We start from the raw sequence: 18635 nt of genomic DNA, 5'->3' as shown, positions 1-18635 counted from the left end.
AAACGGCTTGACCTACATGCTTGAGATTTTTTGCCCTGAGCTTGTACCGCGAGACGAGCGTTGACCTACATGCTGGCGAATTTTCACCTTGGGCTTGTACTGCAAGACACGGCTTGACCTACATGCTTAGAGGATTTTGACTCGAGCTTGTACCGCAAGACGCGGCTTGACCTACATGCTTGAGGATTTCTACTCTGAGCTTGTACCGAAAGACCAATCTTACCATACACGCTCCGGGCATTTCCCTAAAATCTTGTAGTTTAAAATGCTCTTTACTAACATGCTCTTTCTAAATTTGGAGTTAGTATGATTCTCAAAACCTTTAAGTTAGTCCATTTTTAGTTTGTTTGGTCGTTTTTGATAAAATTACAGCTTATGAACTCTGACTTGACTGATGCCATTTCCATATTTGTTACCTAACTTAAAATTGCCCTATCTTCACTTATATTTGCCCTAGATTAAATAATTCTTCCCTAACTTTCAATTATTGTGCCCTAACCCCAAAGCAGCTAAAAATCCACCCACATAAAAACCCGCTACGCATAGACGTAACGGGCCACAACATTTTTAAGCAAATACACGCTCTTTGAATTGTTCTAGTTTTTCTAATGAAGATTTGTCAACATCCTCATGCAGGCTGTTGCCATGTGAGTCCATTGTGACAACGGCTGTGAAGCCTTCTACATTTAAATGCCACATTGCTTCAGGGATTCCGAACTGCATGAGGTCAACGCCATCAACAGACTTAATGCAATCTGCATAGTACTGGGCAGCTCCACCAATCGCATTTAAGTAGACTCCACCATGCTCTTTAAGTGCAGCTAGTGTCTTAGGTCCCATTCCGCCTTTACCGATAACTGCGCGGATCCCGAATTTCTTCATGATATCGCCTTGGTAAGGCTCCTCACGAATACTTGTTGTTGGGCCAGCAGCTTTCACGTGCCAGTTGCCATCTTCATCCTTCAACATGACCGGACCACAGTGGTAGATGATTTGGCCATCTAGATCAACTGGTGCATCATTTTCAGAAAGGTGCTTATGGATAGCGTCACGGCCTGTGTACATGCGACCATTGATTCGCACCACATCTCCAACTTTAAGTTCACGAATTTGTTCTTCAGTGATTGGTGCTTGAAGCACAACTTCGCGAGTTTCTGATTTTACTTCTTGGACTTCTTCTTGTTCTTTCGAGAAGTCGATTTCTTCCCCATCTTGGTATAACCAATCTTTGATGTCACCTGTTTCAGCGTCAAGAGTAACACCTAGACGGCGATATGCCCAACAGTTGTACGCGACAGATACGAAGAAACTTGCAGGGATACGGTGCATAACGCCAACTTTACAACCAAGTAGAGTTGTTTCGCCGCCGAAGCCCATTGTTCCGATTCCAAGCTTATTTGCATTTTCCATGACGTATTCTTCAAGCTTACGAAGGTCTTCGTTTGGATTTACATCCTCAACTGAACGAAATAGCTGTTCTTTCGCTAGCTCGTAGCCAGAAGTACGGTCCCCACCAATTCCAACACCGATGAATCCAGCACTGCAGCCTTGTCCTTGTGCTTGGTATACAGAATGCATGATACACTTACGAATTCCGTCCAAGTCACGACCCGCGCGACCAAGTCCTTCTAATTCACATGGTAAGCTATATTGAATGTTTTTATTTTCACAACCGCCGCCTTTTAAAATGAGGCGAACATCGATGTAATCTTCTTCCCATTGTTCAAACTTAATAACCGGTACACCTTCACCAAGGTTGTCCCCGCTGTTTTTACCAGTTAATGAATCAACCGCGTTTGGACGTAACTTTCCGTCTTTTGTAGCTTCGATAATCGCTTCGCGAATAGCGGCTTTAATTTTTAATTGGTTCACACCAACAGGAGTTTTCACTTTAAATGTAGGTAGACCAGTATCCTGACAGATTGGTGATACGTTTACGTCTGCCATTGAAATATTATTGGTGATTGTTGAAAGAGACATAGCAGCACGAGTACCCGCACTCTCACTCGCTTTTGCACGAGCAACCGCTCTACGTACATCCTTTGGAAGTCTTGTTGATGTCTCTACAATTAACTTGTACATGCTTTGTTGTAGCTTATCCATCTGTATTCCCCTTTCCCTTACATCCCCATTTTTATACACATACTATAATCACAATTTTCATTATACTCCTAGAAGTTTTTTTCGGAAAGGGATTTGCAAACGATTCCAGTTTTTATATGATCTTTTTCATTTATTAAGTTCACCCCAATTAGCCCAGCGATTGAAAAAATCAAAGGAATGACAAAACCGAAATAGTATCCGATTGTAGAATGGTCTAAGACAAATCCAAAAATGGCGGGCAACAGGACTGCGCTTAAAAATCCACCTGTATTTGCGAACCCTGACACCATACCGGATTCACTAGTCGGAAAAGTCTTACGAACAACAGCAAAGGTTAAGGAGTTGGAACCAAACGCAAATCCGATGATAAAGAAAAGGCAAGTGAGCAAGAATAATGGCGGGCCCTCTCGAAATAAAAGGAAGGTCGCCCAACAAATAACAGTAACAAGATGAAAAAAGAGATATGGCCGTTTGATCATGCCTATTCGACTTGAAACCCAACCGATTATAGGCGCACCAAGTAGTGCTCCTATTAAACTAAACATAATTAGCTGGCTTGCCCCCAATCGAGTCATCCCGTAAATATCAATTCCGTATGGCACTGCCCATGAACCAATAAATCCTAAATACCCTCCAACTAGCCCAAAGTGACAAAGAAACAAAGCCCATGCTTGTCGACTTGAAAAAATTCGAGCCAGCAATACCGATGTTTTTTCACGCTGGACTTCTTTTTTCTCGATTATTGGATGGTTTGGCTTTTTTACAAGTACAAAATAAAGAAACACCCCGCATAAACAGAGGAGAATTCCCCCTGAAAGAAAGGCTCCCCGCCACCCCAGTAAGACAATCAATGCAGAAAAAGGCACAGTCGCCATTAGGAAACCGAGGCTCCCAGTCATTCCCGCAACACCAATAAGCCTGGTGAATTCTTTTTCATTAAACCATCTGCTTAGAATAAGAACTAAATTAACCCAAATGGTCGCATCCCCTATTCCTGTTAGGATTCTTGCCAAAAAGAGGATTAACTCATGAGTTCCGAGGCTATAGATAATTGTTCCCACCCCTGTTAAGATGGCACCAAATATCAGGAAAAAATTAGGTCCATAACGGTCTGCCAGGATTCCCATTGGCATTTGCAGACCTGTGTATACCAAAAATTGGATGCTTGTTAGTAGGCCTATTGTGGTCGCAGTGACTTGAAAATCGGTCATCAGTTGGTCTGTAATGAGACCGGGTGCGGTTCGTTGGCTTGACATCACGACATATGTAAATAAAACCGAAGCAAAAATAACCCATCTAAATTTACTTGTTTGCATGCCCACTGATATCTACCCCTGTTTGCTTTTTATGTTATGTATATGGGTTTGTGGCTTGGTAGTGCTCATACACCTGGTAAAAAATCAATCATTACAATTTTGAACTCATACATGTATAATCAAAAAATGGGAGTTGAGATCAATGAATAAAAAAGACATCGCAAACATCCGCAAGCAATTTAAGCTAAATAACCAATACTTAAACATCAAAGAAATTTTCAATGTGTATGTGAAAAAAGAATCCAATGAAATATATCACCATATTTGTCAGCCGTTCGAACTGTTAGAGCAAGAAGCTCAGGAGCTATTTTTAGATAACTTTAAAAAAACATTAGCTGGGCAGCTAGATACGAAGCTATTTGAGTTGAAGTTTCAGCATGATGTTGAGAATAGTACACGTGACCTTCTATACGATGGGCTTCAGATGGAAGATACTGAAGACTGGATTGAGCAAATGCTACAAATCGTGGAGAAAATGTATGGTACTAAGGTTTATGAGTTTGACACAGTGGTTACATTTATCCGTGCACATTATCGCAAGCCAACTCGAAAGCGTGACCCTGAATCAGAAGAAGGCGGCTCAGATGAGGTTTATTTCAGCCCACTGATTCTGTGCACTTTAAACAAAATTGATCAACCGAAAAAGACTTTGGTTTTTGATTATATTGAAAGAACATTCAAGTCGAATACGGTGCTGGACCCTGTTATTAACCTGACGGCTCCGTTAACAGGTTTCCTTTTTCCAGCCTTTACTGACAATGCAGCCGATGTGAATCATATTCTTTATGCTTCTGGGAAGGCGAATGAGCCAAGTTATTCCTTCATTTCCGATGTATTGAATTGTGAAGATATCATGACGGCGGAAGATGATAAGATCGGCTTTGAGATGATCCTGAAAAATGTCATTGGGGAAAGAGTGGAATCTGAGGTGATTTCGAACGTCTATGAGGAAATCGACCGCTTCGTTCAAGAAAAAGAAGAAGAGGAAAAAGAAGAAAGCGAACCACCAATGATTAACTATCAAGATGTCGAGCGTATCTTGAAGGTAAGTGGCGTCGAAAATGTGGACACTGCTAAGGTGGAACATGCTTTTAAAAGTGTCATTGATGATGAGCGTCATGAATTCAAAGCAGCCAATCTCGTGCCAAAATCAATCAAGATTAACACAAAGGTTGCCAAACTTACATTGAGTCCAAAAGACTTGAGGCATGTAAAATACATCATGTTCCAAGGCAAACGTAGTTTGTTACTTGAGATTGACGAGGACGTCGTCGTTGAAGGCTTAACGCTGGAAACGAACAATCCAGGGGACAGCTCTACTGGTTCCCTTTAAAGCTAAACAGTGGATTTCAATTTGAAATCCACTGTTTTTTATTCCTTCCAATCCTTCTTAAATATTTCATACTTACCTTCAAGGTCATCAAGCATCTCGATGAGCCGGTCGATGTCCTCTAAATCAGTGGATTCAGGATCCATCGAATCAATTACCTCTAAAAACATATTTAGTCGGTTTTTTAAATAGGATATTTGTGAGTCTTTATCATGTATCGCATTTCCCAAATTACAACGTTCCTTTCGTTTTCAATCTTTTCTATCTTATAAAAATGTATCTGCATTGACAACTATTATTCTTTTCAATACAATGCCTTATGGTGATTTGTGGTTAACAAATCCGTAAAAAGGAGTACATAATGACAAAATTACAATCTTCCATTCGAATATCTCCCGCACATGACCCTTGGGAGGCTTATTTAGATGTTGAGCAATATGGCTCAATGCAACTGACAAATATTGAATTTACAACAACCTATCTCTGCAACATGAGATGTGAGCATTGCGCGGTTGGCTACACCCTACAGCCAAAGGATCCTAAAGGCTTACCTATTGAGCTTTTGCTTAAGCGCCTTGATGAGATTCCAAAACTTCGATCCTTAAGCATTACTGGCGGCGAGCCGATGCTTTCGACTAAATCTGTGGACAATTATGTGGTCCCTCTTCTTAAGTATGCCCATGATAGAGGGGTTCGTACTCAAATCAACTCGAATCTCACACTTGACCTGGCACGATATGAAAAAATCATTCCATATTTAGATGTGCTTCATATTTCACATAACTGGGGTACGGTCGATGATTTTGTAGAGGGCGGATTTGCCATGATGGAGAAAAAGCCATCTTACGAGCAGCGCGAACGTTATTTCCAGCGGATAATTGAAAATAGTAAAGCTTTATCAAGAGCTGGTGTAATGGTGGCGGCTGAAACCATGTTGAACAAACGGACTCTTCCCCATTTGGAGACAATTCACAAACAAATTGTCGAGGAAATGGAGTGTGGAAGACACGAGGTGCACCCAATGTACCCAAGTGATTTTGCAAGCAATCTTGAGGTGTTGTCACTCAAAGAAATCCGGAGTGCGATTCATCATCTTCTTGATATTCGCCATGAGGATGTATGGATGTTATTTGGAACATTGCCGTTTTATGCATGCAGCAACAATGAGGATGATCTTACATTACTTAAAAGACTTTATTCAAGTAAAAATGTGACGGTGCGCAATGATCCTGATGGTCGTTCCCGACTCAATGTGAATATATTCAATGGAGATATAATCGTGACTGACTTTGGTGATACTCCTTCACTTGGCAACATTCAAACAACATCACTTCAGGATGCATATGACAATTGGTCTGAAACAAAAATAGCAAAGGAAATTAGCTGTCATTGTCCTGCGGTAAAATGCCTAGGTCCAAATATTCTTGTAAAAAATGCGTATTACAAAAAGGAAGACTTCACAAAACGACATGCAAACATATGAAAAATTCGGGCGTGCTTAAACGCCCGAATTTCTTTTTTACCTTGGAGTATCTGAAACGAGGAAACCATATGAAACGTGGTCTTGGACAGGGATCCAGGCGCCGATTCCTTGGTGGGTTACGTTTTTAACCACGATGGATTTTTTGCTTCCTTTTAACACAAGGTAAACTTCACCGTATGTAACCTTCCCTTTTTCATTGACCGCCGGCGCATATGCGTAGAGGTAACCTAACTTTTTCGGAGGAACATTATAGATTTGATCCTTTTTCGTCGCCCCACCAATAATCGTCGTAAAGGAAAGCGGCAGCTTTGACTTTTTAGCAGCCTCGATTAACATCATTTTCTTTACATCGTCTGCATCCTGAATTTCGGCCGTTAATCCACCTCTGACAATCTTCTGCATTTCTTGTTTATAGTGGATTTTAAATGGCGTCTTTCCACCACGATTGTCATAGTAGTTTGTGTTGATTTTTTCATACTCCCAATTCGTACTTGTTTCAGACGATTCATAGTTGAGTGGCCATTGCCCTAAATAAATGGTTGCGCGGTAACCAACTGCAAGTGGTGACGTCTGGATGGCCGACTCATTTAAAATACGAATAAGATTTGGATTTTCTATGTCTACATCAGCACTATCAATAAGCTCTTTTGTAAGCTTACTTGGCTGGAGATAAGGCAAATCCTGAGTGGGGTTCGGATAGGTGTTATCCTGTGAAATGTCTAAAACAGAACTAGGAATTTTAAATTTATCTACTTTTCCACCCTTTGTTTTATCGGTACCTTCCGCCAATGCATTTCCTGAAACTAAACCAAACGTTAGCATGACGGCAACTATAAAAACAAATTTTCGTTTCATAGACGGTACTCCTTTCCTTGGCTTTGTGATTAGTGTTTTCGAAGATTTTATAGTTTATCCATCCTTTTATTAGTAAATTTTTAAATCGGTTGGATAAAAAAAATGCCAGTTGTGTTCTGGCATTTCTTTAAGGACATTTTATGTAATTTGCTTTAGGGAATATATGATGACTATCTGGGTTACCTAATGGCTCCGCAGACCATTTTCCATCAGCCTTTCACAATAAGGGAAAAAGAATTGGATAGTTGGGCCAATTCCAAATGTGACCACTAAGGTTCCAATCCCAATCGGTCCTCCAACTATAAGCGCTAAGATCAGTCCTGTTGCTTCTGCGATTGTCTTTGAAATCCCGTATTTCAACTTAAATCTTGTGCTGATGGCAAGCATCAAATTATCAAGTGGCGAAAGAGGAAACTTCGCCTGTAAATAAACGGCGATGCCTAGCGACGCGATCACTAGCCCAACTACCAGTGTAAGGATTTTTACAACTAAACCTTCCAAAGGCATTTCTGCCAACACAATTAATAACCAAAAGTCGATAAAAAAACCAATTAAGATGATGGTACCAATTGATAAAAACGCAGGACGTGCACGAAGCAAAAGTGCATTTATAAACATGACTATGATGCCAACTACAATAACCCAGTTACCGACTGTGAGTCCAATTGTTTCGGAAAGCCCAACATTAAGCGCATCCCAGGCCCCGGCACCGACATCCGCGATGATCATTAAACTGATTCCCAGCGCTAAGGTAAACAATCCCAGGCTAAAAAAAGTAATTCGTCTTGTGAGCATTGATGTTCTCCTATTTCATAGAAATTTGTTTAAATTATACTCGACGTGAAGAAATTAATCGATATTTTTTATTTTTTTAAATTTTAACAGAATATTTTTAATCTTAAGCCAATATGATAAAGTATACCTTACTTGAAGGAGGGATAAGGAGACCATACCTTTAACGACAGGGGGTATGCTATTCGAACACCGGACGAAGAGTACATTCAATGAGAGTTATCCCTTAAAAGTACTTAGAAGAAAGTTATAACACCAAACGACTCTGTGTAGTAGAAGTCTGCACAGAGTCGTTTTTTTGACTCTATAATAGGTAAAAACCGATTCCCATAATTGCATAAGCGGCTAACAATGTACCGCCCTCAAACCAATTTGTTTCACCGTCATTCGTTAAAGCAATCGTTAAAAATACTGCTGTAATCATCGCAATTAATTCTGGCATTGAAAATACAAGCGCCATTTGTGTATCAAGAAATAATGAAATCAGCACCAAGAGCGGTGCAACAAACATCGCTACTTGCAAGGTTGAGCCAATAGCGATTTCAATGGCAACATTCATTTTATTTTTATAGGCCATCATAACAGCTGAGGCATGTTCTGCCGCATTTCCAACAATCGCCACAATAATAATCCCAATAAAAATCTCACTCCAGCCAAAACTTTCCGCAACGACTTCAAAGGTATGAACGAGATTTTCGGATACGTACCCGACAGCAACGGTTGATAACGCCAAGACGATAAGCGCCTTCCATTTCCCCCATTCAGGTTCCTCATGTTCTTCGCTTTCCTTTTCTACCTGCTCAGAATCCTGTTGATAAATCCCGCGGTGGGAAACAAGCTTAAAGAACAGCCCAGCCAGATATAACAGAATTAAAATGATCGATATACCGATACTCAATGTAAATGTATCCGAGTCATTCATTTCCATTGAAAAAACCTCTGGAACAACAAACGCTAAAATAATTGAAAATATCAGCAACCCTGAGTTATGGCGAGCATCATGAACATTAAATTTCTGCCGTTTAAACTTAATACCCCCAACGAAAAAAGATAGTCCTGCAACGAGTAAAAGGTTACCGAGCACTGAACCAGTTAGAGACGCAAGTACAACTGTAACAAGGCCAGCCTTTAATGCAAAAATAGAAATAATAAGTTCAACCGCATTTCCAAAGGTTGCGTTTAACAAACCACCAATTCTTGGACCAGCAATAATCGCAAGGCTTTCTGTCGCTCTACCCATAAATCCTGCCAAAGCGATAATTGTTAAACAGTAGATGACAAACATAATGACAGCCGGCCAATGCAGGAGGCTCCCAAGCACTGAAAGCGGAACACCAATCACAACCATAATCAAAAAAAGACGATTCATCGTGACACATCCTTTTTTTACCTAAAAAAACTACGCCAGTCCTTTGCGTAGTTTTCCTCTTTAAAAATTATGTTCGATTATGGTGTTTTTATTCATTTAACGATTTCAAACGTCTCGGTAATTTCAATGCTTCCTTTTACTGATTGGACCATTGGACAATTGCGGGATGCCACTTCGATGGAACGCTCAATTTTATGCTCGTCTAAATCGGTTCCTTTAATGAGGTAATGAAGGTGTATTTTTTCAACTCGATTCGCTTTTGCCTCATTTCTCCCAACGTCTGTCTTAATGGTAATGTCCTCCACCTGCAGCCTCTTTTTTTCGAGGATTTTGCGAAGTGTACCTCCACTACAAACAGCGATGGATGAGACTAATAACTGATAAGGTCTAAACCCGTTGATTTCATCCCCTGCAACGTGTAACTCCCCATATTCCACATCCGTGTAGAACCCAACTTCCTTCATTTTAAATATCATGAAAAACGCCCCCATTCTCAATAGTTATTCATTAGTTTACTCTTGTTCTACCCAAATTGAAAAGAAAATCAAATGTCGGCTTTTAATTGTAAAATGAAAATAGGAGCAAAGTCTTAGCAGACAATGCTCCTGGATCATGTATGAGACTCACGTAGCGCTCTTTGAGCCTCCGATATTACGCAGCTGACGTTTGAGGATTTTGCCACTGGCGTTTCGTGGCAATTCATCCACGATTTCAACCTGCTTTGGCACCTTGAAGTTCGCTAAATTATTTCTGACATGCTGGAGGATCTCCTGCTCAGACACTGGAGCCTTGATGACAACGAAAGCGGTGACTGCCTCGATCCATTTTTCGTCTGGTACTCCAACAACCGCGACCTCTGCGACCTGGGGCAACTCATAGATGCAGTCCTCAATCTCGCGGGATGCCACAAGCACGCCGCCAGTGTTGATGACATCTTTCACTCGATCGATTACCTCAATGTACCCGTCCTCGTCCTGTCTCACGAGATCTCCGGAGTGGAACCACCCACCAGCGAACGCCTTTTCCGTGGCTTCACTTTTGTTCCAGTAGCCCAAACAAAGCTGGGGCGAACGGTACACAATTTCTCCGAGTTCACCTGGCGGCACACAATTGCCCTCGGCATCAACGACACGCGCCTCAACGAAAAGCAGTGGTCTTCCTGCGGAACCAGGGTGGTCCGCGTGCTCCTCAGGACGTAGGACTGTGCAGGCAGGACCCATTTCGGATTGGCCGAACACATTGTAGAAACCGAGTTCAGGCAGACACTTCTGCAGCCGTTCGAGTATTGGCCCAGGCATGATTGAAGCTCCGTAATAAGCCTTCCGAAGATTCCCGAGATTTCTTGATGTTAGCTCAGGGTGATTCGCAATCGAAACCCAAACGGTTGGAGCGGCAAAGAACGATGTAATTGAGTCCTGTTCCATCGTTTCAAGGACAGTACCAGCCACGGGAGCAGGAAGCACCTTGTTCCACCCGCCTACCAACAGTGCAGGTAGCATGAACACATGCATCTGCGCGGAATGGTAGAGGGGCAGGCAGTGAAGCGCTCGGTCTGACTCCTTAATGTCCAGACCTTGGATGCAGCTCATGTAGTGATGCATCAGGGCACGATGGGTCATTATGGCACCCTTTGGATCCGAAGTAGTCCCCGAAGTGTACAGCAACTGAGCGATATCCGTGTCATCAACATCAAACTCATCATCTTCCAATGGGCGATTGTCGCTACTTGAAGCCCACTCCATGATTTCGTCCTCGAATCGCAGGACCTGGCGATGACTGTTCGATTTAGTCTGAGAGACTGCATTGGCGAGGTCTCGGTCTGCGATGATAAGCGCTGGATCAGAATCTCCAAGAATGTAGTCGAGTTCCCCAGCTCGGAGTTGGAAATTCACCGGAACATGGATGGCCCCCATACGCGCTGTGGCCAAAAACAGTAGCACGTACAAATCGGAGTTTTTACCGTAGGAGGCAACTCTATCTCCTTTTGCCACACCCTTCTCACGAAGTTGGCGCGCGATACGCGTCACCGCCCTGTCAATTTCACGGTAGCTCCATTCCCTGTTATTAAACACAATAGCAGTATTACGTGGGACGCGTGCCGCCGTACGACGGACGGCCTCAGCTATAGTACTTGTTCTCATATTCATCTCAGTCCTCTCGTTAATGTTGGCTGAGCATCACCTTTTGTGAAACCAGCAGGATTTTATGTAAAACGAAAATAACAGTCATGACTAAAAATTTAGAATATTCACTTCAAATATAAACCTACCCCTGCTTAGCTGTCAATGTAATTATAAAGTCGCTTATCACTTAAAATTTAGATTCGTTCTTAAGCTATGAAGTAGTACTTTATTCGGTTTTTTTGACACTGTTAAATCTTTTCAATTCCCAATCACAGGTTCTTTTTGTATGATTAAAATGGAATTGAAACAGGGGGAGAAACATATGAAATTGCGGTTTTGGATATTAGTCAGCATTGTGGCCGTCTCGGGGTTTAGTCAGGGCATGCTGCTACCTTTAATTGCTGTTATCTTTGAAAATAGTGGATTATCATCTACGTTAAATGGGTTAAATGCAACAGCCCTCTATATCGGAATCTTATTTGTTTCACCATTTATGGAACACCCTCTGCGCAAATATGGCTATAAACCTGTCATTCTATTAGGCGGATTGCTCGTGGTCCTATCACTTGCCTTATTCCCATTATGGCAGTCGTTTTGGTTTTGGTTTGTGTTGCGGCTCTTAGTCGGAATTGGTGACCACGCCTTGCACTTTGGAACCCAAACATGGATTACATCATTCTCGCCAGAGGATAAGCGCGGAAGGAATATCTCGTTATACGGTTTGTTCTTTGGGCTTGGCTTTGCCACGGGTCCATTAATGACACCGTTAATCAAAATCAGTGAAACATTGCCATTTATTCTGTCTTCGGTGCTTTGTTTAATCGGCTGGTTCTTTTTGTTCCTATTAAAAAATGAGTTTCCGGAAACCGATTTAGGTGTGAACTCATTCCGAGAAACGTTCAATCGATTCTCTAAAGCCTGGAAGTATGCATGGGTTGCGTTCTTACCACCAATGGCATACGGTTTTTTGGAGTCATCCTTAAACGGAAGCTTCCCTGTGTATGGGTTACGAATTGATTTGGACGTTACGTTCGTATCCATTTTACTGACATCGTTTGCCCTTGGCAGCATCATTACCCAGCTTCCATTAGGTATTCTAAGTGATAAATTTGGACGCAGAACTATTTTAACGATTGTTCTTTTTTTGGGATTTTTAAGTTTTACGATGGCTAGCTTCCTTGAACACTCCCATGTTGGGCTTTGGCTCTGTATTACATTTGCAGGGATGGCAGTGGGATCGACATTTTCTCTTGGCATCTCTTATATGACAGATTTAATGCCGAAAAATTTACTCCCAACCGGTAACCTTCTTTGTGGAATCTTCTTTAGTATTGGTAGCTTAATTGGGCCGTTTATCGGTGGAATATTTATTCAATTCTTTGAACATATAAGCTTTTTCAATGTAATTGGGACCATTCTTTTTATCATTTTTATTGTTTTAACAGTGTTTGGTTCGAAAACAGCCGTTAAAACCGTTGAGAGTTAAGACTTCCTTTTGGAGGTCTTTTATTTTTCGCCTATTTTTCAGAATTTTGTTGACGTTTTTAAAACATCTGTTATATAATACAAATAACATTAATAAACTGTATTAACACAGTTGGATAGGACGAAAAATGTAAAGGGAGATGATTAATATGTGTAGGCAAGAACGCAAAAACATGATTGAGTTTATTGAAAAGGTAAAGGGTATTGATAAAATGGAGCTCATGTATATGACTGATGCTGATATCGAGCATATTTATGACACCACCTATTATCACTTCGAGGAAATTGCGGAATAATAAGAACCTGTCCACGAAAAAACTCGCCAATTGGCGAGTTTTTTTATTTACGCATCCTCATCTGCCCTGTATTCTAAAATATCTCCTGGCTGACAGTCTAATGCCTTGCAAATTCCTTCTAATGTGGAAAAGCGAACAGCCTTTGCCTTCCCATTTTTCAAAATAGACAGATTGGCCATCGTGATTCCGACCCTCTCAGATAACTCGGTTACACTCATTTTACGTTTTGCTAACATGACGTCGATGTTAATAATAATTGCCATTGTTTTCACCTCAAACCGTTAAGTCATTTTCTTCTTGGATTTTGATCGCATTTTTCAATAGTTTTTGAAGAACGGCAGCAAAAACCGATACGACAAAACAAGCGAAAATAATGACTAATGCAATAAGCAGGACACTAGGATGACCTGCATCCTGTGAAATGACAAACAAGAAGCCAATCACATACCACACACTAATAATCGCCGCACAATACTTAATGAACGTAAGAGATTTTACCGAGTTTTGAGAGAAGGCACTGTTTTTATCAATGTAAATCAGTAGTTTAAAACCATGAAAAAGGGCAAGTAAATACGGGATTAATGTTACTTCAATACCAATTAATAAAGGATATTTCAAATACGCAAATTCCACATTTTTAACTGCTAAATCATTTGCTGCCCAAGGTAGCCAATAAATACATAAAGCCAAGACAACGATTCCCATAAAAAAGATCGCTGTTTTTAAGAAGAGTGTATTCCCTCGTTCTTTAAGCTTCATGATTTCCTCCATTGCCAAACACCTCATCTTTATTTTGTCTTTTTGAATAGTGTACATCAACATTTATTGTTTTTCAATAAATAATTATCATTACCCGCTATTTGTGAACATATTTAAAATAATTATAAAAAAGCCTTTTAAAATCCAGGCATTATGTTATAATTAATAATAATTATAAATTAAAAATAAATAAAAACAAGGCTGCTGTCTTAACGATTGCAGTTTTCTTGTTTAAATGGCTTATTGATTGTGATTCCCTTTCTCAATTAGCAAAAAGAGGTTGATTCTAATTCTCAATTAGGTTAAATAAATGATTATTTTTCTCAATTAGAAAAATGGAGGCGAATGAAATGAGTACAGACGTAAAAACTGCTCCTAGTCAACATCAACTTTATAAAGTAGACAAAGAACCTTCTCCATTCCTTGAAAAAATGAAGCTTCATGGAGAATTGATTGCGGCTTTAACAAGTGGTGTGTTAATTGCAATAGCTTATATCTTTGGTCACTTTGAACAAGATTCAGCTTCAATTGTCACGTATCTTCTTGCTTTTATCATTGGTGGGTATGCAAAAGCGAAGGAAGGTATTACAGATACAATCGCTGAAAAAGAATTAAATGTGGAAATGCTCATGATTTTTGCTGCAATTGGTTCAGCTATCATCGGTTACTGGAATGAAGGTGCAATACTCATTTTCATCTTCGCTTTAAGTGGTGCCCTTGAAACATATACGATGAACAAAAGCCATAAGGAAATCTCTTCTCTTATGGGGATGCAGCCTGAGGAAGCAACCCTGATTCAAGACGGATGTGAACGAGTTGTTCATGTTTCTTCCCTTCAAATTGGGGATACCATTTTAGTCAAGCCAGGCGAGCGCATTCCCGCTGATGGAAAGCTTTTAAAAGGGGAAACTAACGTAGATCAGGCAGCTATAACTGGCGAATCCATTCCGGTACAAAAATCCCTTGGGGATGAGGTCTTTGCAGGAACAGTCAATTTACGAGGTTCGATCACTGTGGAAGTAACAAAGCCAAATGAGGATTCGTTATTTCAAAAAATCATTAATCTCGTTCAATCCGCACAAAGTGAAAAATCCCCTTCACAGCTATTCATTGAAAAGTTTGAAGGAAAATATGTGAAGTTCGTCTTAATTGCTGTTGGATTAATGATGTTTCTCCCTCACTTCCTTCTAGATTGGACGTGGACAGAAACATTTTATCGGGCGATGGTCTTACTCGTGGTTGCATCTCCTTGTGCTCTTGTCGCTTCAATTATGCCGGCAACCTTATCCGCGATTTCAAATGGGGCAAGACGAGGCATACTTTTTAAAGGTGGTGTACACCTGGAGCAGCTAGGTAACCTAAAAGCGATTGCGTTTGATAAAACGGGAACATTAACAAAGGGAAAGCCTGTTGTAACAGATATCATTGTAGCAGATACAATGGATCAAAATGAATTTTTACAAGTGGTGGCTTCGATTGAAAATCAATCAACACATCCATTAGCTGGGGCTATCGTGTCCCATGCAAAAACGAATGGTCAGGAATTACTTTCAATTGACGGAATCGAGGATATCCCTGGATATGGAGTTAAAGCAACAGTGAATGAACAAAATTGGATTATCGGTAAAGCCGATTTGGTCGGGAAAGATCGTGCAGCTGCTTTTCAAAATGGTATTGCGAAACAATTGGCAGCTGAAGGCAAAACAATTGTGTACGTAAAATCAGGTGCCGACATCACTGGCATTCTGGCACTAAAGGATGTTGTCCGTGAAGATACCGTTTCCGCTATTTCAGCTTTGAAAAACCTTGGAATCTACACGGTTATGCTAACTGGTGATGGTGAAAAAACAGCCGAGGCAATTTCAAAGGAAAGCCATGTGGACCAACATATTGCCGAATGTCTACCTGAAACAAAGGTGAACCATATTAAAGATTTGATTGCAAAGTACGATACAGTTGCGATGGTCGGTGATGGAATCAATGATGCACCTGCTTTAGCAGCAGCCAATGTCGGAATCGCGATGGGTCAAGGAACAGACGTAGCACTAGAAACCGCAGATGTCGTTCTCATGAAAAATGACCTCCCCCGCATCGCTGAAGCTGTAAAGCTTTCAAAACGCATGAATCGTATTATTAAACAAAATATTGTTTTTTCAATCGGCGTAATCCTTCTGTTAATTGTGTCTAACTTCTTTCAACTCATTGACCTCCCATTCGGGGTTATTGGGCATGAAGGAAGCACCATCCTTGTTATCTTAAACGGACTACGATTGTTGAAATCATCATAAAAAGGAAAGGACTTGACCCTCGTGGTCAAGTCCTCTTTTTAATGGTATCCGTTGCTGCCATTCTGTGAATTGCTTGTTTTTTGTTTTGGGCTATTTTTCTTTCCTTTTTGCTTTGTGCCACCGTCTTTTTTAGACATAAGAAAGGCCTCCTTGTATTGTACTTACACCTTTTATTATCTCTCGCTCTCCGCTTTTCAATGAAGGTAACTTCCGGAAAAACTAACGACCATCTCTGATGCGTTGGCAGTTGAGAATTGCATTAATCTCTCCACCAATGATGATGATCATCCCTGATAAATAAAACCAAATCATGAGTACAATGATGGCTCCTAGGCTTCCATACGTTGTGGAAAAATGCCCAAAGCTGTTCACGTAATATGAAAATGCAAGTGATACAAACATCCACCCAAACGTCGCAAAAAAAGCTCCTGAAACGATCTCGTTAATTTTCAGCCGACGGTTTGGTGCGACCCAATATAAAAACGTAAACACGATAAACAGAATCGCCGCACTCACAATCCAACGAATCCCGTTCCAAATATCTAAAAATTCATCAGAAAGGCCAAATGATGAAAAAATAAAAACCCCAATTTGCTTACCAAAAACCGGCAATAACAAAGCAATAATGATGACAAAAAACATTCCAAACGTTAATAAAATTGAAATCCCTCTTGTAAAAAAGAAATTCCGTGTTTCCTTCACATCGTAGGCTTTGTTAAATGCACGTACAACCGCATTAATCCCATTCGATGAGGACCATAGTGTACCGATAATACCAAAGGATAACAGCCCGCCTTTTTGCGAACCGACGATATAATTTAAGTTTTCTTCAATCATGTCAACAGTACCCTCTGGCGCGTACTGTCCGACAAATTCCAATACATCGATTTGGGAGATTGGCAAATACCCAATAAGTGTCACTAGAAAGATCAAAAATGGAAATAGAGAAAGCAAGAAAAAATAGGCAAGCTCTGCTGAAAGACTACCTACTTCATCTTCCTTGTATCGCAATATGAGTTCCTTAATAAACCGCAAATCTAACGTTCGAATTTGGGTCATTTTTTCACCTCTCTATATTATCCTCCCTCATACTTTCCGATTTATTAGAAATTACGTCCTTTGTTTCCTTTACTGCTTCAACGATTTCTGGTGTGGTTTCCACGATTTCATTCACCTTTGAAGTCACAATGCGAACATCCTCCGCCACCTGCTCAATGGTTGTACGAACCGTGTTAAATCGGTCCTTAACAAGCTCTGTATACCCCTGGGGATTTTTCATTACATCTACTGCTTTTTGACTAACTCTTTTACTAGTATGTAAAAACTGCTCTCTTGTTTCCTTGTCGAATAAAGAAATTGCCGCACCAAGGACAGCCCCTATGACCATGCCTTCCACCATTTTATTGCGTTTTGCCAATTTGATTACTCCTTTCCCACGAGATTTTCTTTTTTAATAACGTCTAACAGACGCTTACAACCATTGCTTACAAGCTCGTACGTTTCATCAAAATTCCCTGTATAATATGGATCTGGTACATCTGTAACCTTGCTGTCTTCAACGAAATCGAGTAGCCTTTTAATCTGACCCGTTTTCGCTGAACCGATCATTTTATTGAGATTCCCTAAATTGTCAGAGTCCATGGCAATTATATAATCAAATTGTTCAAGGTCCTTTTGGGTCACCTTGCGCGCCTTAATTCCTTCAAAGGACACATTATATTTTGTTAAAATGGTTTGCGTTCCTTGATGTGGCGGATTTCCGATATGCCAGTCACCAGTCCCTGCCGAATCCACTTGAATTTCTTCGGCGAGCCCTTCTTTTTTTACCATGTCTCGAAAAATGGCCTCTGCCATCGGTGATCTGCAAATATTTCCTAAACAAACAAATAATACTTTTATCATTATGTAAATCTCCTTCTGGTTCTTTTTTTCCGTATGGTACCATATTAAATAATAGCAGAAACGTGATACAATAAGAATACACTGAAAATTGAAAGGATGAAAACATGGATCTCACACAAAAGTCGGTCGAAAATGTAGAGTTTATGATAGAAAAAATCAAAGAAAAGCTGAAAGTGCTTAATCTTGGTGCAATCAAACCTTCTCACTTTGATGAAGAAATGTACGAGGAACTAAAATACATCTACGACCATACCATGAAAAAAAACTCATTTAGCCCGAGCGAAATGCAAGCACTCGTCGAAGAACTTGGCAGCTTGCGCAAAAATAAATAATACATAAAACGGCGGCCGTGACGGTCGCCTTTTTCTTTGCGAAATTTATTAATTGACGGGGAGACGAAAAAAACTTGTGTTGTGACGTATATCTGTTATTTGTAACGCAAAAAACTTCGGGTCGACGCATATCTGAAACTGGAGACGCAAATACTTGCGGTTTGACGCATATCTGCACCGCGAAGACGCATATTCCTGCGGT

19 protein-coding genes are annotated in these 18635 nt (G+C 40.5%); 6 read left to right on the top strand and 13 right to left on the bottom strand.

Annotation, left to right across the window (positions count from 1 at the left end):
- Positions 1-567: 567 nt before the first annotated feature.
- Positions 568-2103 (bottom strand): fumarate hydratase, encoded by a 1536-nt coding sequence (locus tag V7138_RS00600; RefSeq protein WP_335393262.1) that lies wholly within the window; start codon positions 2101-2103, stop codon positions 568-570.
- 68 nt (positions 2104-2171) lie between these two features.
- Positions 2172-3419 carry an MFS transporter gene (locus V7138_RS00595; protein ID WP_438824298.1) on the bottom strand — a complete coding sequence of 416 codons (1248 nt, stop codon included), beginning with the start codon at positions 3417-3419 and terminating at the stop codon, positions 2172-2174.
- Positions 3420-3561: 142 nt separating this feature from the next.
- Between V7138_RS00595 and V7138_RS00590 the strand changes: the two genes are divergently transcribed.
- On the top strand, positions 3562-4752 hold the full coding sequence (locus V7138_RS00590; RefSeq protein WP_335393258.1) for a DUF4317 domain-containing protein: 1191 nt from the start codon (positions 3562-3564) through the stop codon (positions 4750-4752).
- 38 nt (positions 4753-4790) lie between these two features.
- On the opposite strand, the gene V7138_RS00585 is transcribed toward V7138_RS00590, so the two are convergent.
- Positions 4791-4979, bottom strand: a complete 189-nt coding sequence (locus V7138_RS00585) for an SE1561 family protein (protein WP_335393256.1) — start codon at positions 4977-4979, stop codon at positions 4791-4793.
- A gap of 131 nt (positions 4980-5110) precedes the next feature.
- On the opposite strand from V7138_RS00585, the gene yfkAB reads away from it, so the two are divergent.
- Positions 5111-6232 carry a radical SAM/CxCxxxxC motif protein YfkAB gene (gene yfkAB / locus V7138_RS00580; RefSeq protein WP_335393254.1) on the top strand — a complete coding sequence of 374 codons (1122 nt, stop codon included), beginning with the start codon at positions 5111-5113 and terminating at the stop codon, positions 6230-6232.
- Between the two features lie 36 nt (positions 6233-6268).
- On the opposite strand, the gene V7138_RS00575 is transcribed toward yfkAB, so the two are convergent.
- The 5 genes from V7138_RS00575 to V7138_RS00555 form a co-directional block, all read right to left on the bottom strand.
- Entirely contained in the window at positions 6269-7087 is an 819-nt protein-coding gene (locus tag V7138_RS00575; RefSeq protein ID WP_335393252.1) for a YfkD famly protein, read from the bottom strand.
- A gap of 183 nt (positions 7088-7270) precedes the next feature.
- Positions 7271-7882 (bottom strand): YczE/YyaS/YitT family protein, encoded by a 612-nt coding sequence (locus tag V7138_RS00570; protein WP_335393251.1) that lies wholly within the window; start codon positions 7880-7882, stop codon positions 7271-7273.
- 301 nt (positions 7883-8183) lie between these two features.
- Positions 8184-9248, bottom strand: a complete 1065-nt coding sequence (gene cax, locus V7138_RS00565) for a calcium/proton exchanger (RefSeq protein ID WP_335393249.1) — start codon at positions 9246-9248, stop codon at positions 8184-8186.
- Positions 9249-9340: 92 nt separating this feature from the next.
- Entirely contained in the window at positions 9341-9724 is a 384-nt protein-coding gene (locus V7138_RS00560; RefSeq protein WP_335393247.1) for an OsmC family protein, read from the bottom strand.
- A gap of 147 nt (positions 9725-9871) precedes the next feature.
- On the bottom strand, positions 9872-11395 hold the full coding sequence (locus V7138_RS00555) for a fatty acyl-CoA synthetase (RefSeq protein WP_335393245.1): 1524 nt from the start codon (positions 11393-11395) through the stop codon (positions 9872-9874).
- Between the two features lie 298 nt (positions 11396-11693).
- Between V7138_RS00555 and V7138_RS00550 the strand changes: the two genes are divergently transcribed.
- Positions 11694-12857 carry an MFS transporter gene (locus V7138_RS00550; RefSeq protein ID WP_335393243.1) on the top strand — a complete coding sequence of 388 codons (1164 nt, stop codon included), beginning with the start codon at positions 11694-11696 and terminating at the stop codon, positions 12855-12857.
- A 148-nt stretch (positions 12858-13005) separates the two neighbouring features.
- Positions 13006-13152: a BH0509 family protein gene (locus tag V7138_RS00545; RefSeq protein WP_335393242.1), complete on the top strand. Its 147-nt coding sequence runs from the start codon at positions 13006-13008 to the stop codon at positions 13150-13152.
- A gap of 47 nt (positions 13153-13199) precedes the next feature.
- On the opposite strand, the gene V7138_RS00540 is transcribed toward V7138_RS00545, so the two are convergent.
- Positions 13200-13415, bottom strand: coding sequence for a helix-turn-helix domain-containing protein (locus V7138_RS00540; RefSeq protein ID WP_335393240.1), 216 nt, complete (start codon positions 13413-13415; stop codon positions 13200-13202).
- Positions 13416-13425: 10 nt separating this feature from the next.
- On the bottom strand, positions 13426-13911 hold the full coding sequence (locus V7138_RS00535) for a DUF2975 domain-containing protein (RefSeq protein WP_335393239.1): 486 nt from the start codon (positions 13909-13911) through the stop codon (positions 13426-13428).
- Between the two features lie 350 nt (positions 13912-14261).
- Here V7138_RS00535 and V7138_RS00530 point away from each other — a divergent pair, with 350 nt between their 5' ends.
- On the top strand, positions 14262-16199 hold the full coding sequence (locus tag V7138_RS00530; RefSeq protein ID WP_335393237.1) for a heavy metal translocating P-type ATPase: 1938 nt from the start codon (positions 14262-14264) through the stop codon (positions 16197-16199).
- Between the two features lie 219 nt (positions 16200-16418).
- On the opposite strand, the gene V7138_RS00525 is transcribed toward V7138_RS00530, so the two are convergent.
- From V7138_RS00525 to V7138_RS00515, 3 genes are read right to left on the bottom strand one after another with little or no spacing between them, the layout of a single operon-like run.
- Positions 16419-17258 carry a YihY/virulence factor BrkB family protein gene (locus V7138_RS00525; RefSeq protein ID WP_335393235.1) on the bottom strand — a complete coding sequence of 280 codons (840 nt, stop codon included), beginning with the start codon at positions 17256-17258 and terminating at the stop codon, positions 16419-16421.
- Between the two features lie 4 nt (positions 17259-17262).
- On the bottom strand, positions 17263-17616 hold the full coding sequence (locus V7138_RS00520) for a YtxH domain-containing protein (RefSeq protein WP_335393233.1): 354 nt from the start codon (positions 17614-17616) through the stop codon (positions 17263-17265).
- A gap of 5 nt (positions 17617-17621) precedes the next feature.
- Entirely contained in the window at positions 17622-18101 is a 480-nt protein-coding gene (locus V7138_RS00515) for a low molecular weight protein-tyrosine-phosphatase (RefSeq protein WP_335393231.1), read from the bottom strand.
- A gap of 104 nt (positions 18102-18205) precedes the next feature.
- Here V7138_RS00515 and V7138_RS00510 point away from each other — a divergent pair, with 104 nt between their 5' ends.
- Positions 18206-18433 carry a DUF1128 domain-containing protein gene (locus V7138_RS00510; protein ID WP_335393229.1) on the top strand — a complete coding sequence of 76 codons (228 nt, stop codon included), beginning with the start codon at positions 18206-18208 and terminating at the stop codon, positions 18431-18433.
- Positions 18434-18635 lie beyond the last annotated feature (202 nt).

The sequence above is a fragment of the Bacillus sp. JJ1533 genome (assembly GCF_036965045.1).
Classification (GTDB): Bacteria; Bacillota; Bacilli; order Bacillales; family Bacillaceae_L; genus Ferdinandcohnia.
The sequence above is the reverse complement of the archived record's forward strand: the minus strand, read 5'-3'. Positions and strand labels throughout refer to the sequence as shown.

Coding starts and splice junctions, on each gene's coding strand:
- V7138_RS00535 (WP_335393239.1), bottom strand. CDS start 13,911: ATGAAGCTTAAAGAACGAGGGAATACACTCTTCTTAAAAACAGCGATC.
- V7138_RS00530 (WP_335393237.1), top strand. CDS start 14,262: ATGAGTACAGACGTAAAAACTGCTCCTAGTCAACATCAACTTTATAAA.
- V7138_RS00515 (WP_335393231.1), bottom strand. CDS start 18,101: ATGATAAAAGTATTATTTGTTTGTTTAGGAAATATTTGCAGATCACCG.
- V7138_RS00550 (WP_335393243.1), top strand. CDS start 11,694: ATGAAATTGCGGTTTTGGATATTAGTCAGCATTGTGGCCGTCTCGGGG.
- V7138_RS00545 (WP_335393242.1), top strand. CDS start 13,006: ATGTGTAGGCAAGAACGCAAAAACATGATTGAGTTTATTGAAAAGGTA.
- V7138_RS00575 (WP_335393252.1), bottom strand. CDS start 7,087: ATGAAACGAAAATTTGTTTTTATAGTTGCCGTCATGCTAACGTTTGGT.
- V7138_RS00595 (WP_438824298.1), bottom strand. CDS start 3,419: ATGCAAACAAGTAAATTTAGATGGGTTATTTTTGCTTCGGTTTTATTT.
- V7138_RS00540 (WP_335393240.1), bottom strand. CDS start 13,415: ATGGCAATTATTATTAACATCGACGTCATGTTAGCAAAACGTAAAATG.
- V7138_RS00560 (WP_335393247.1), bottom strand. CDS start 9,724: ATGATATTTAAAATGAAGGAAGTTGGGTTCTACACGGATGTGGAATAT.
- V7138_RS00570 (WP_335393251.1), bottom strand. CDS start 7,882: ATGCTCACAAGACGAATTACTTTTTTTAGCCTGGGATTGTTTACCTTA.
- V7138_RS00590 (WP_335393258.1), top strand. CDS start 3,562: ATGAATAAAAAAGACATCGCAAACATCCGCAAGCAATTTAAGCTAAAT.
- V7138_RS00525 (WP_335393235.1), bottom strand. CDS start 17,258: ATGACCCAAATTCGAACGTTAGATTTGCGGTTTATTAAGGAACTCATA.
- cax (WP_335393249.1), bottom strand. CDS start 9,248: ATGAATCGTCTTTTTTTGATTATGGTTGTGATTGGTGTTCCGCTTTCA.
- V7138_RS00555 (WP_335393245.1), bottom strand. CDS start 11,395: ATGAATATGAGAACAAGTACTATAGCTGAGGCCGTCCGTCGTACGGCG.
- V7138_RS00600 (WP_335393262.1), bottom strand. CDS start 2,103: ATGGATAAGCTACAACAAAGCATGTACAAGTTAATTGTAGAGACATCA.
- V7138_RS00510 (WP_335393229.1), top strand. CDS start 18,206: ATGGATCTCACACAAAAGTCGGTCGAAAATGTAGAGTTTATGATAGAA.
- yfkAB (WP_335393254.1), top strand. CDS start 5,111: ATGACAAAATTACAATCTTCCATTCGAATATCTCCCGCACATGACCCT.